The organism is Flavobacterium sp. GT3R68 (assembly GCF_007109225.1).
GTDB lineage: Bacteria > Bacteroidota > Bacteroidia > Flavobacteriales > Flavobacteriaceae > Flavobacterium.
The window spans coordinates 233,712-247,569 of sequence record NZ_VJZK01000003.1; the positions used below are offsets into that span (position 1 = coordinate 233,712).

Genomic DNA, 13,858 nt, shown 5'->3' on the forward strand with positions numbered 1-13,858 from the left:
CATAATTTTAGCAATAAAAAGTCCCAGATTTTACTATTTAAATTTTTAGAAGTTTAAATTTTAAAGTTATATTTGTGACCAATAAATTTCTATGGAACAGTTTGTCGTTTCGGCCCGTAAATATCGTCCTCAAACATTTAAAGATGTTGTGGGACAGTTGGCTATTACGAACACTTTACTTAATGCCATAGAAACGAATCATCTTGCTTCTGCCCTGCTTTTTACAGGTCCGCGTGGTGTAGGTAAAACGACGTGCGCGCGTATTTTAGCCCGTAAAATCAACCAGCCCGGTTATGATGATCCCAATGAGGATTTTGCTTTCAATGTATTTGAATTGGATGCGGCTTCTAACAACTCTGTGGATGACATCCGTAACCTGATTGACCAGGTTCGTATTCCGCCACAAACGGGTAAATTTAAAGTCTATATTATTGACGAGGTCCACATGTTATCTTCGGCAGCCTTTAATGCTTTTCTGAAAACATTGGAAGAGCCGCCAAAACATGCCATTTTCATTTTGGCTACGACCGAAAAACATAAAATCATTCCGACCATTTTATCCCGTTGCCAGATTTTTGATTTCAAAAGAATCACGGTAAAAGATGCAAAGGAACATTTAGCCGAAGTAGCACAAAGTCAAGGTGTTATTTGTGAAGACGATGCATTACATATTATTGCGCAAAAAGCAGATGGAGCGATGCGTGATGCGCTGTCGATTTTTGACAGGGTAGTTTCGTATTGTGGCAATAACCTGACGCGTCAGGCTGTGACTGAAAACCTTAATGTTTTAGATTATGAAACCTATATTACGGTAACCGATTTAATTTTGGAGAATAAAATTCCTGAAATTTTAATGGCCTATAATGATATTCTTTCGAAAGGTTTTGACGGACATCATTTTGTTGCCGGATTAGCTTCTCATTTTAGGGATTTATTGGTTTGTAAAACTCCTTCCACCTTATCATTATTGGAAGCCGGTGAACAGGCCCAACTATTATATGCAACCCAATCCCAAAAAACATCTCAGGAGTTTTTGCTGAAAGGAATTGAAATTGCCAATGATTGTGATTTGAAATATAAAGTAAGTCAAAACCAGCGATTACTCGTCGAACTTTGCCTAATGCAGTTAGCCTCTATCACTTTTGATGGAGAAAAAAAAAAGTTGACGCCTATATAATCCCTCCTACTTATTTTAGAAAAAACGATTATTCAATTGTGGTGGAAACCAAACCAATTGAATCAATTCCTGTTGTTGAAAATCTGTCAAATTCCGTTGTAAAAGTTTCTGAACCAGTAGCTATTGAAACTCCTACAGTTCCAAAAATCCCTGTTTCGAATTCGACTGAAGTAAAAGTTTCGGCTCTGTCATTGGCCAGTATCCGTGCCAAAAGGGAACTTCAGGAAACAAGTAAATTGCTTACAAAAGAGGAAACACATCTCCCTGCTGAAGACTTTACCGAAACCGATATGTTATTGCAATGGAATAAATATGCTCAGCGTTTAGGGGATAAAGGACATAAAATCATGGAATCTTTGCTGTTGATAAACGATCCCGTTTTGAAAGGAACAGCTATCACATTGGAATTACCAAATGAAGGTTCTAAAATTGATTTTGAAACAGAAAAGCACGGTTTGTTAGGTCATTTGCGAAGCCACCTGCACAATCATAAGATCACCATCGAAGTTATTGTCAATGAAGCTGTTGAAACCAAGCAAGCTTTTACGACACAGGAAAAATACAATCGTTTGTGTGAAAAGAATCCAAATTTAGAAATTTTGAGAAAGACGTTTGATTTGGACATTTAACAAATTATTCCTTTTCTGCACTTATTGTTCTTTCAATCCTTTTATCCGGAACAAGCCAAATCAACGCTACTAAAATATACATAGCCCCGGAAACCCATCCATTATAGAATGAAAATGCGATGCCGGTTAAATATAAAATAGGTGAAATTTTTCCTTTTATATCCTTACCTAAAGCTTTAGCCAAGATATTATTTTCCTTGCTGGCAGTAACCTGATATTGCAAAATCGTGTAGGCGATGGCGGCCATAAAAAGTACAATACCATATAAAGTCATCGTGGCTTTTGCAAAATGATTTTCTCCCATCCAGCCAGTCGTAATAGGAACTAAAGACAGCCAAAAAAGCAAATGAAGATTGGCCCAAAGGATTTTTCCATTTATTTTTGAGGCGCTCTGCAGCATATGATGATGATTATTCCAATAAATTCCGAGGTAGATGAAACTTAAAACATAACTCAAGAAAATAGGATATAATTTTAGAAGTGCATCGAAAGTATCTCCTTCAGGAACTTTAATTTCCAAAACCATAATGGTGATGATTATGGCCAAAACGCCATCACTAAATGCCTCCAAGCGCGTTTTATTCATTTATTAAAATTTAAATTTTCCCGTAATACAATGCTTTTACAATTCCGTCCGAAAGTCCAATTTTTGGAACATAAATATGTCTGGCGCCACTCCATTTCATTGCGTTTAGATAGACGCGAATGGCTGGTATGATTACGTCGGCACGGTCAACGTTTAGTCCCAATTCGGTAATTCGTTGTTCGTAAGTAAGCGAATTCAAAAATGCATATTGCGAATTCATATAAATATAGGACAACGGCTTTTCTTGTGTTTTGCCCGACATCTTAAAGATTTTATTGATGTTACCACCAGAACCAATTAAAGTAATCTGGTCATAATCGGCTGTATTGGTCCGAATCCATTTTTCAATTTCATTCCATACAATTTCATTCACCACCTCATTCAGCAGTCGAACGGTTCCGGCTTTGAAGGATTTTGACGCAATCATTTTTCCGTTTGAAAACAATGAGAATTCGGTACTCCCTCCACCAACATCCACATATAGATAGGTCTGATCCGTTTTTAATAGATAATGTAAATCGGTTGAAGCAATAATGGCGGCTTCTTTTTTACCGTCAATGATCTCAATTTTTATATCGGATTTTTTCTTGACAATTTCCACTACTTCCTTACCGTTGTAGGCTTCCCTCATGGCTGAAGTGGCGCAGGCCATATATTTTTCGACCTTATGCACTTTCATCAAAAGCTTGAAAGCTTTCATCGCATCGACCATTCGTTCAATGTTTTCTTCCGATATTTCACCAACAGTAAACGCATCCTGACCCAAACGGATTGGCACCCGAACCAGAGCGCTCTTGCTAAACTGCGTTTCTTTGCCTTCTTCCTCTATAATATTGGCAACAAGGAGCCGCATCGCATTGGAACCGATATCTATTGCCGCATATTTTTTTATTGAAATCATCCTTTGATTTATCCGTTGAACGGTTTTATATATTTAATAATTTATAGATGTTCCGTAATTACGTCCAGTTTATCCAGATAGTAATTATACATTTCGAGTTGGGCCCTGAATACTTGATCTTTGCCTTGTGCCTTATATTTATTGTCTAATTTTTCGGAATGCCATCTGGCTTTAACATTTCCTTTCCAGCCGATATCGAAAGAATCAATCAGTTCTTTTTTGATGTCCTTATCGTAAATCGGGCAGGTCACTTCTACCCTTCCGTCAATGTTTCGAGTCATAAAATCAGCTGAAGATATAAATACTTCCGGATCACCTCCATTTCCAAAAATGTAAACTCTGGAATGTTCCAAGAAATTATCGACAATACTGATGGCTTCAATATTTTCACTCATTCCTTTTAGTCCAGGTATTAACGAACATATACCACGTATTTGCAACTGAATTTTGACACCCGCTTTACTGGCATCATATAATTTATCAATGATTTGAAAATCGGATAGACTGTTCATTTTTAACTTTATAAATGCTTCCTTTCCTAAGATGGCATTCGTTATTTCGCGATCGATTAATCTATAAAATCGGGATCGTGTATAATGCGGGGAAACAATCAAATGTTTGTACCGGTGCACTCTATAATTCACATCAAAGAATTCAAAAATTTTGGAAACATCCCTCAATATCTGCTGATGGCTGGTAAAAAGAGTAACATCCGTATACACTTTTCCGGTAGCTTCATTAAAATTTCCTGTAGAGATTAATCCGTATCGTTTTAATTTCCCTTCTTCAATTCTTTCGATGAGACATATTTTACTATGTACTTTAAGGCCTTTTATCCCAAAAATAAGTTCTATCCCTTCCGTCTGCATTTGCTCCGCATAAGAAATATTGCTCGCCTCATCAAAACGGGCCTGAAGTTCGATTTGTACTGTAACTTTTTTTCCATTTTTGGCGGCGTTAATCAATGAACTGATAACCTGCGAATTTTTGGCCAAACGATATAAAGTGATTTTTATAGCGGTAACCTTAGGATCAAGTGCCGCTTCTCTCAGGAATTTAATAATATATGAAAATGACTGATATGGCGCATTCACCAGATAATCTTTGTGGGCAATTTTGTTCAGGATACTTCCTTCAAGGCTTAATCCTTCCACTGGTAGCGGAATTTTTTGCTTGTAAACCAGATCATATCTTCCTAAATTCGGGAAATCCATATAATCACGTCTGTTATGATATCTTCCGCCCGGAATAATACTATCGGAAGCATCAATTCCCATATTGGCAAGGAAAAATTTCAGGGTATCTTTTCCAATAGACTGATCGTACACAAAGCGCACCGGTTCCCCGATTCGCCTATCCTTCACGCTGGTGGCAATCTTTTGCAACATACTCTTACTCATGTCACTATCAATATCCAATTGGGCGTCACGGGTAATTTTTATCATGTGTGCCGTCACACTTTTATAATCAAAAATATTGAAAATACTGGACAGGTTATACCGGATTACATCATCCAGAAGAATGATATATTGTTTATCTTTACTGGGGGGAAGTACTACGAACCGGTTAATGGTTTTTGGAATTTCGATAACTGCATAACGTACTTCCGGCTTTTGTTTTACCAAACCTAACAACTTGGCTTTTTCATCGGCTTTCATTACCAGTTTTACAGCGAGATACCCCGAAGTGTCTTTCAACAAAGGAAATTCCGCCAGATCGTTCAATATAATGGTAACTAATGCAGGACTCACCTTTTGGATAAAAAAATCTTTGATGAAATTTTCCTGTTCTTTTGAAACTTCATTTTCATTGATTATAAAAATATTTTCCTCTTCCAGTTTGTTTTCGATAATATTTAAAATCCGCAAACTTTCCGATTGCTGCTGAATTACAATCTCAGTAATATCTTTTACCAACTGCTTGGCGCTGACTCCTCCAAGAACTTTCTCTCCCGAGACACCAGACAAACTTAATCGTCGGATCGCGGCAAAACGGACTCTGAAAAACTCATCTAAATTATTGGAAAAAATGCCCAGAAAACGGAACCGGTCTAATAAAGGCACATTTTCGTCGGCTGCTTCCTGTAAAACCCTGGCATTAAATGCTAGCCAGCTTTTTTCTCTATCTATATATCTATAATCTCTTCCTTCGTTCATGATTTTAAATCTCTTGGAAATATAAACTTTTCAATTTTTCCCTTATTTATGTTCTCCCAGGTATCTGTATCAAATATTATAGATACCAATCCTGAAGTGGGTACATTGTCAATTGACACGTCACCAAATTTATTTACAAAATGCGTTATGGCTTCATTATGACCAAAGAGGATTAAATTTTCATTTTTATTGTCACATGATTTGATAATTTTCTCTAATTGTTTAGCATCAAATGTATACAAGTCATCCCGAAAAATAATATTTTCAACTGGAATTCCGATATTTTGGGTGAAAATACTGCCAGTATCCATTGCTCTTTTTGCCGTACTGCTCCAGATTAAAATTTTTTTTGGTAAGATTTCTTTAGCCTTCGAGGAAACCAAATTCACATCTTTTATTCCGCGGCTTGCAAGTGGACGATCCTTATCCTCATGCGAAGTTAACCAGCTTGATTTGGCATGTCGAACTAATATCAATTTTCTCATAAGATTTTTTGAAAGATAATCTGTGAAATAAGTCTACAAATTACAAAAAAAAAGTTAACAGACACCCTCTTTGCGGTCTTTTCCGTACAATTTATTGCATTATTGAAAGTGAGAAATATTTTATGAAGTAATTTATCATTCTTGGCTCTCCCCTGACTTATTGTTGCTAAATCCTGCATTATGTAAAAATTAACTGTTTTTATGCAATATTCGTAAAGAAGATATAAAGTAAACTAAATCTTATTAACAATTTTTTATATTAAAAATCTTACTTTAAATGTTGAACTAATGTTGTTAGTCTATGAAAAAATACCCTTAGTCGATTATGTCCCTGGTAAAAATATCATGCAAATGCTATGCAAGTTTGCTTTCAAGTATATTTCGATATATACTATTGTAAATCAAACATTTATTAACAATATATTATCACTATTTTATGGGAATTTGTAAACCTTTTATTGGGTTTTTTAGTAAGAAATGTCACTTTAACGAGTATTTAAGTTATTTGCAGAATAAAAGAATTTTATTGAATCAATGTAATTAATTTAGTAGAAGAAATGACTTATTAACAAAAATATACTTTTTAATTAATTACAAAATATTAGTTAAAAAATTAATAATTAAATAATTTATAATATGGAAAAACAATACCTCCCGCCGTTAAAAAAACAAATCTATCTCATTAACTAAATAAGTAATGTTTATGAAAAATAATACCTATTCATTGCAGAAATTAAACATCACCCAAATTTTACTGTTCCTTACCCTGATGTTTTACACAACTGTTTCCTTTTCTCAATTCACCGCCGACCAGCCCGATTTAAGATTATGCGGTTCTGCGCCCAATTATTATGTAGACTATTACAATTGTAGTGCAAATAATTACACATTAAACCAGGTGTTTTTGAGTTTAACGAACGTAAATGGAGTTCCATTAACCAATACTACTTGCGTACCAGGAACTACACAGCCTATGTATATTATGTTGAATTATACCTCTAATTCCAATAGTAATGTTGAGAATGCGCGTGTTTTTGCAGATATTTATATCAAGCATAATAATGTACCGACTACAACCCCCATTAATGTTAATCTGGGAACTATAACCCCTGGATCAGGCCAGCGTCTTATTTATGGACCATTCAATTGGGTCTGTGGTGATGAATTGTCGCTCAATAGGATTTTAGTGGTTTACAGAACTAGTGGCACAATGCAGGAATGGACCCCCTATGATTGTAGTACTTACAGTAAATCACAATGTGATAAGCCTGTTTCAACACTTATTGCCTCGCCATTAGCAGTTCAATTCGAATATACCCAATGTACTGTAGGCAATCAAACGACAGTGACCTTTAACGAATTTTCCAATGGAGGAATTCTGCCATATATTTCTTATTTATGGAATTTTGGAGATGGAACCACATCCAATGTAGCCGATCCCGTCCATGTGTACCCTTCATCGGGTGGGCCATATACGGTTACATTGACAGTGACTGATTCAAATTTGCCGACTCATTTAGTCGGTACCCAAACGCAAACGGTTACAATAAACCCGGCCCTGGCGCTTTCAGCTTCAATAACGGCTCTGGGATGTAATGCTTCTAATAATGGCGCCATTGATCTGTTCGTTAGTGGAGGAACTTCAGGTTACACGTATTCCTGGACTAATGGAGCAACGACACAAGATATCAGTGGATTGGCTGCGGGATCATATACAGTAACTGTAACTGATTCTGTTGGATGTATAAAAACCGCTACATATGTAGTTGCGGGTGGCGATGCCTCTCCGCCAACTGCTTCAAATCCTGCACCAATTACTCTTACCGGATGTAATGGGACTTTTCCTTCACCGGATATTTTAGTAGTAACTGATGAAGCCGATAATGTGGGAACACCCGTGGTCACCTATGTAGGCGACAGTGCTCCAAGTATTGTAGGCTGTATAGAAACCATTATTAGAACTTATAAAGTTACAGATGCCTGCAACAACAGTATAAATGTAACTCAGAACTTAATCAGAACAGTTGATACAACTCCGCCTACAGCATCAAATCCTGCTGCTATTATCCTAACAGGGTGCAACGCAAGTTTTCCAGCAGCGGATATTTCAGTAGTGACAAATGAAGCTGATAATTGTGGTACACCAATAGTAGCATTTGTAAATGACAGTGCTCCGGTATTAGTTGGTTGTACTGAAACAACAATCAGAACTTTCAGCGTAACAGATGCCTGTAATAATAAGATCAATGTGACACAAAACTTAATCAGAACAGTTGATACAACTCCGCCTACTGCATCCAATCCCGCTGCCATTACCTTAACGGGTTGTAACGGAAGTTTTCCCGCTGCGGACATCTCAGTTGTGACAAATGAAGCGGATAATTGCGGCGCACCAGTAGTAGCATTTGTAAATGACAGTGCTCCTGCATTAGTCGGTTGCACTGAAACAACTATCAGATCATATAGTGTAACTGACGCCTGTAACAATAAGATCACTGTGACCCAAAACTTAATCAGAACAGTCGATACAACTCCGCCTACTGCATCGAATCCTGCTGCCATTACCTTAACAGGTTGTAACGGAAGTTTTCCCGCTGCGGATATCTCAGTTGTGACAGATGAAGCGGATAATTGCGGCACACCAGTAGTAGCATTTGTAAATGACAGCACACCTGTATTAGTTGGTTGTAATGAAACAACTATCAGATCTTTCAGTGTAACCGATGCCTGTAACAATAAAATCACTGTGACACAAAATTTAATCAGAACACTTGATACAACCCCACCTACTGCATCAAATCCTGCAACTTTTACGTTAACGGGTTGTAACGGAAGTTTCCCCGCTGCGGATATCTCAGTTGTGACAAACGAAGCTGATAATTGTGGCATACCAATAGTAGCATTTGTAAATGACAGTGCTCCTGTATTAGTTGGCTGTACTGAAACAACTATCAGAACGTATAGTGTAACGGATGCCTGCAACAATATAATCAATGTGACACAAAACTTAATCAGAACAGTAGATACAACCCCGCCTACTGCATCGAATCCTGCTTCCATGACCTTAACAGGTTGTAACGGAAGTTTTCCCGCTGCGGATATCTCAGTTGTGACAAACGAAACTGATAATTGTGGCACGCCAATAGTAGCTTTTGTAAGTGACAGTGCGGCAGTATTAGTTGGTTGTACAGAAACAACTATCAGAACGTATAGTGTTACTGATGCTTGTAATAATAAAATCAATGTAACACAAAACTTGATTAGAACTGTAGATACAACATCACCTACTGCATCGAATCCAGCTGCCATTACCTTAACGGGTTGCAATGGTAATTTTCCTGCACCGAATGTGTCAGTGGTTACAAATGAAGCGGATAACTGTGGCACACCTCTTGTTGCTTTTGTAAGCGAAAGTGGCCCGAATCTAGTGGGCTGCACCGAAACTATTATTAGAACTTATAGCGTAACTGACGCTTGCGGTAATTCAATCCCCGTAACACAAAACTTAATCAGAACTGTGGATACTGCATCACCTACGGCGTCGAATCCCGCTGCTATTACCTTAACGGGATGTAATGGGACTTTCCCAGCTCCTAATGTTTCAGTGGTAACAGACGAAGCAGATAACTGTAGTGCACCTATTGTAACTTTTGTAAATGACAGTGCTCCAAATTTAGTTGGATGTACGGAAACAACAGTTAGAACGTATAGAGTTACCGACGCCTGTAACAATAAGGTCGATGTGACACAAAACTTGGTCAGAACTGTTGACACAACATATCCTACCGCTACTAATCCCGCTGCAATTACCTTAACAGGTTGCAACGGAAGTTTTCCTGCTCCGAATGTTGCTGTAGTGACTAATGAAGCAGATAATTGCAGCACTCCAGTAGTTGTCTTTGTTAGCGACAGCGCTCCGGTTTTAATTGGATGTACCGAAACTACAATCAGAACTTACAGTGTAACTGATGCTTGTAATAATAAAATCAATGTAACACAAAACTTAATCAGAACTGTAGATACGACGGCACCAGTCATTGTAACAGCTGCAAACAATATTACTGTTCAATGTGATGGACAAGGTAATCAGGGAGCTATAGCAAATTGGTTAGCCAGTAATGGAGGAAGTGTTGCCACAGATTTATGCGGTGCTGTAACATGGACAAATAATTATTCAAGTATATCAAATGATTGTTCAGCCGCCATAACTGTTATATTCAAAGCTACTGATGCCTGTGGGAATTTTTCAACAACATCAGCAACCTTTAGTGTTAATGATTTAATGGCACCAACTATTGTCACTCCAGCCAATAACCTTACTGTACAATGTGATGGACAAGGCAATGCACAAGCTTTTCAGGCTTGGTTAGCTTCACAAGGTGGAGCTACTGCTTCCGATGATTGTAGTGTAATATCATGGACTAATAATTATAGTACTCTAACAAATACTTGTGGACTTTCAGGCTCAGCTTCTGTAATCTTTACAGCAACTGATGCCTGCGGAAATAATTCCTCATCAACTGGGGTATTTACAATTCAGGATACAACTCCTCCTGTCTTCACTATACCGGCAAACATAACGCTTTATTCAGATGCAGCATGTAGTTATGATGCATCAGTTGCAGTAACAGGAGATGTTATAAATGAAAGTGACACTTGTTCTAACGGACTTCAGGCTACTTATGTAGATACTGTTGTACCAGGGCAATGTCTAGGTTCTTATACCATAACACGCACTTGGTCATTAGTTGACAGCTGTGGAAATGCAGCCGCCAATCAGACCCAGACTATTACCGTTTTGGATAATATATTGCCTACGTTTACTGCTCCCGCTAATATTACAGTCTCGACAGATGCGAATTGTAATTACGATGCATCAGTAGCAATGGTTGGAGATGTTACCAACGAAGGTGATAATTGTTCTACAGGACTTCAGGCTACTTATGTAGATGCAATTGTCCCAGGCCAATGTTCCGGATCGTTTATCATAACCAGAACCTGGTCATTAGTGGACAGCTGTGGAAATGCAGCTCCAAACCAAGTACAGACTATAACTATCATAGATAATATGGTTCCGACGTTTTCTGCGCCAGCTGATTTAACCATTAACACGGATGCAAATTGTGCATACGATATAGCCGTAGCCAATACTGGCGATGTAATTAATGAAGTTGATAACTGCTCAACTGGTCTTCAGGCAACTTATGTAGATGCAATTGCTCCGGGATCTTGTCAGGGATCACAAGTGATTACCCGAACATGGTCGCTTATTGATAACTGTGGTAATCCTGCTCTGAATCAAGTACAGACCATTACAATTCTTGACAACCTGGCTCCAACATTCAAGGCGCCAGCAGAAATTACAATAATTACTGCAGAAAATTGCAATTATGATGCTTCTGTTGCTGCTACAGGCGACGTAATCGATGAGGCAGACAATTGCTCTAGTGGAATTCAGGCTACTTATGTAGATGTCATCACTCAAAGTGGATGCCAAGGATTTGATATAACAAGAACATGGTCATTAATTGACAATTGTGGTAACGCTGCACCGGATCAGGTTCAAACTATCCATGTTATGGATAATTCATTACCGACATTTGCCATACCACAGAATATGACTGTATATACTGATGCTACTTGTAATTACGATGCTTCAATTGCAATAACTGGTGATGTGACAGATGAATTAGATAATTGTTCTCCTGGAATTCAGGCTACCTACAACGATACAATTGTTGCCGGGGAATGTATGGGCTCGTATACAATTACCAGAACCTGGTCACTTGTTGATAATTGTGGTAATGCTGCTCCTGATCAAATCCAGACCATTACAGTTATGGATAATATAGCTCCTACATTTACAGTACCAGCCGATATGACGGTTTACACTGACGCTACTTGTAATTACAATATTGGCGTTGATGTAACGGGTGATGTACTTAATGAAGTTGACAATTGTTCTGTAGATATTCAGGCTTCCTATGTAGATTCCATTACTCCAGGACAATGTGAAGGTTCCTTTACAGTAACCAGAGTTTGGACACTCGCTGATAGTTGTGGCAATAGTGCTGCCAATCAGACACAAACCATTACCGTAATGGATAATCTTGCACCAGTTTATGGAACTCCGCTCGAATCTGAAATAACTGTGCAGTGTAACAACATTCCTCCTATTCCAGATTTAGTTTTCACTGATAATTGCTCAAGTATTGTAATAGTGGATGGTCCAATTTCACCTGAAACTCCTATTGATGTTACTGCCGAAGGTTATGTGATTATCAGAACCTGGACTGCCACTGACAATTGCGGAAATATAACTACCGTAACGCAAAAAATCAACGTGGAAATTCAGGATAGCTTAATTGAAATACCACAACAAGCTTGTAATGGTGATTCTGCTACTATCGATTTAGACAATTTTATACCTGCAGAATATGCCGGATTAGGGATTTGGGTTGACAATAATAGCTCTGGAGGTCTACATGGTGATAATGACGGAATCTTCTCTCCATTTGGAATTCCGATTGGAAGTTATATCTTAGAGTACCAAATTGACATGGAAGATTCAGCTTGTCCTAGAAAAATACAGGTAAATATGAGTATCAATGAGGATTGTATTGTTTTGGATTGTGGAAATATAAAAGTACACAACGCTTTCTCACCTAATAATGATGGATTAAACGAGTGGTTTCAAATTGATAATATTGAGGACGTAATATGTTGGCCTACTAATAGAGTAGAAATATATAATCGATGGGGAGTTTTAGTATATGAAGTAGATGGATACGATAATAATACCAAAGCGTTCCGAGGAATCTCTGAAGGAAGATCAACCGTTAGTCAAGCTGAAGAACTGCCAACGGGAACCTACTTTTATGTATTACTATACACAACTACAGAAGGTACCACTATAAAAGAATCCAAATATTTATATCTTTCAAGATAAACAAACTCAAATCTAACTCCTGAGGGCCTAGCAACCCTCAGGTTTAAAAACCTAAACTAAATGAGAACAAGAATACTATTTTTCGTTTTGATGTTTACTGGAACTGTAAGTTTTGCTCAACAGGATGCTCAATTTACACAATACATGTATAACACAATAAATATCAATCCGGCTTATGCGGGATCGAGAGGAGCTTTGAGTATATTTGGACTTCACCGTACTCAATGGGTGGGATTAGATGGGGCGCCGGTTACTAATGCCGTATCTGTCCATACACCTTTAAATAATTCTAATCTGGGGCTAGGAGTTTCATTTCTGAATGATAGAATTGGACCTACAAACGAGAATGCTATTTCTGTAGATTTGTCCTATACCATCAGAACATCCGAGGTTTGGAAAATGTCTTTTGGTATAAAAGGGACCGCAAATCTATTCAATCTTGACACTTCTGAACTGACTCCCGCACAACAAGGAGATCCACAATTTCAAGATTTGAATAATGAGTTTTCACCAAACATTGGTGCAGGTCTTTATCTACATTCCGATAAAACTTATATTGGGCTTTCCGTGCCTAATTTCATAGAATCCAATCGTTATGATGACAATGAGGCTGCTATTTTTAAAGAAAAAATAAACTACTATTTCATTGCTGGTCATGTGTTTGATTTGTCTCCTAGCCTTAAATTCAAACCATCCTTACTTACTAAATTAGTCGAGGGCGCTCCCCTACAGGTGGACGTATCAGGAAATTTTTTAATCAATGAGAGATTTGTAATCGGTGGAGCCTACAGATGGAGTGCTGCGGTGAGTGCCATGGTGGGTTTCCAAGTGACCGACGGCCTATTTATAGGATATGGTTATGATTTAGAGACTACCAAATTAGAAAACTATAATTCAGGATCACATGAAATATTTTTACGCTATGAGCTGTTCAATAATTACGACAAAATTGTATCACCTAGATTCTTCTAAAAC

The 13,858-nt window shown here is 37.8% G+C and carries 8 protein-coding genes; 4 read left to right on the forward strand and 4 right to left on the reverse strand.

Going from position 1 to position 13,858, the window contains the following annotated elements; translation table 11 throughout:
• Positions 1-91 precede the first annotated feature (91 nt).
• Together dnaX and FNW07_RS07520 are read left to right on the forward strand one after the other, a co-directional pair.
• Entirely contained in the window at positions 92-1,177 is a 1,086-nt protein-coding gene (gene dnaX, locus FNW07_RS07515) for a DNA polymerase III subunit gamma/tau (protein WP_126742877.1), read from the forward strand.
• Between the two features lie 38 nt (positions 1,178-1,215).
• Positions 1,216-1,806 carry a DNA polymerase III subunit gamma/tau gene (locus FNW07_RS07520; RefSeq protein WP_255512736.1) on the forward strand — a complete coding sequence of 197 codons (591 nt, stop codon included), beginning with the start codon at positions 1,216-1,218 and terminating at the stop codon, positions 1,804-1,806.
• 4 nt (positions 1,807-1,810) lie between these two features.
• Here the strand turns inward: FNW07_RS07520 and FNW07_RS07525 are convergent, their stop codons facing one another.
• Genes FNW07_RS07525 through FNW07_RS07540 form a run of 4 tightly spaced genes read right to left on the reverse strand, consistent with a single transcriptional unit; the run spans position 1,811 to position 5,934 of the window.
• The gene (locus tag FNW07_RS07525) at positions 1,811-2,392 is read right to left on the reverse strand and encodes a TMEM175 family protein (protein WP_126742878.1); all 582 of its coding nucleotides are present in this window, start codon (positions 2,390-2,392) and stop codon (positions 1,811-1,813) included.
• 10 nt (positions 2,393-2,402) lie between these two features.
• Positions 2,403-3,293 carry a Ppx/GppA phosphatase family protein gene (locus FNW07_RS07530; protein ID WP_126742879.1) on the reverse strand — a complete coding sequence of 297 codons (891 nt, stop codon included), beginning with the start codon at positions 3,291-3,293 and terminating at the stop codon, positions 2,403-2,405.
• Positions 3,294-3,334: 41 nt separating this feature from the next.
• Complete coding sequence (gene ppk1 / locus FNW07_RS07535) at positions 3,335-5,449, reverse strand: polyphosphate kinase 1 (RefSeq protein WP_126742880.1); 2,115 nt, start codon at positions 5,447-5,449, stop codon at positions 3,335-3,337.
• The gene (locus FNW07_RS07540; RefSeq protein ID WP_126742881.1) at positions 5,446-5,934 is read right to left on the reverse strand and encodes a histidine phosphatase family protein; all 489 of its coding nucleotides are present in this window, start codon (positions 5,932-5,934) and stop codon (positions 5,446-5,448) included. Before FNW07_RS07540 ends, ppk1 begins: the two co-directional genes overlap by 4 nt.
• A gap of 703 nt (positions 5,935-6,637) precedes the next feature.
• Between FNW07_RS07540 and FNW07_RS07545 the strand changes: the two genes are divergently transcribed.
• Together FNW07_RS07545 and FNW07_RS07550 are read left to right on the forward strand one after the other, a co-directional pair.
• Positions 6,638-12,883: a gliding motility-associated C-terminal domain-containing protein gene (locus FNW07_RS07545; RefSeq protein ID WP_158626830.1), complete on the forward strand. Its 6,246-nt coding sequence runs from the start codon at positions 6,638-6,640 to the stop codon at positions 12,881-12,883.
• Between the two features lie 60 nt (positions 12,884-12,943).
• Entirely contained in the window at positions 12,944-13,855 is a 912-nt protein-coding gene (locus tag FNW07_RS07550) for a type IX secretion system membrane protein PorP/SprF (protein WP_126742883.1), read from the forward strand.
• Positions 13,856-13,858 lie beyond the last annotated feature (3 nt).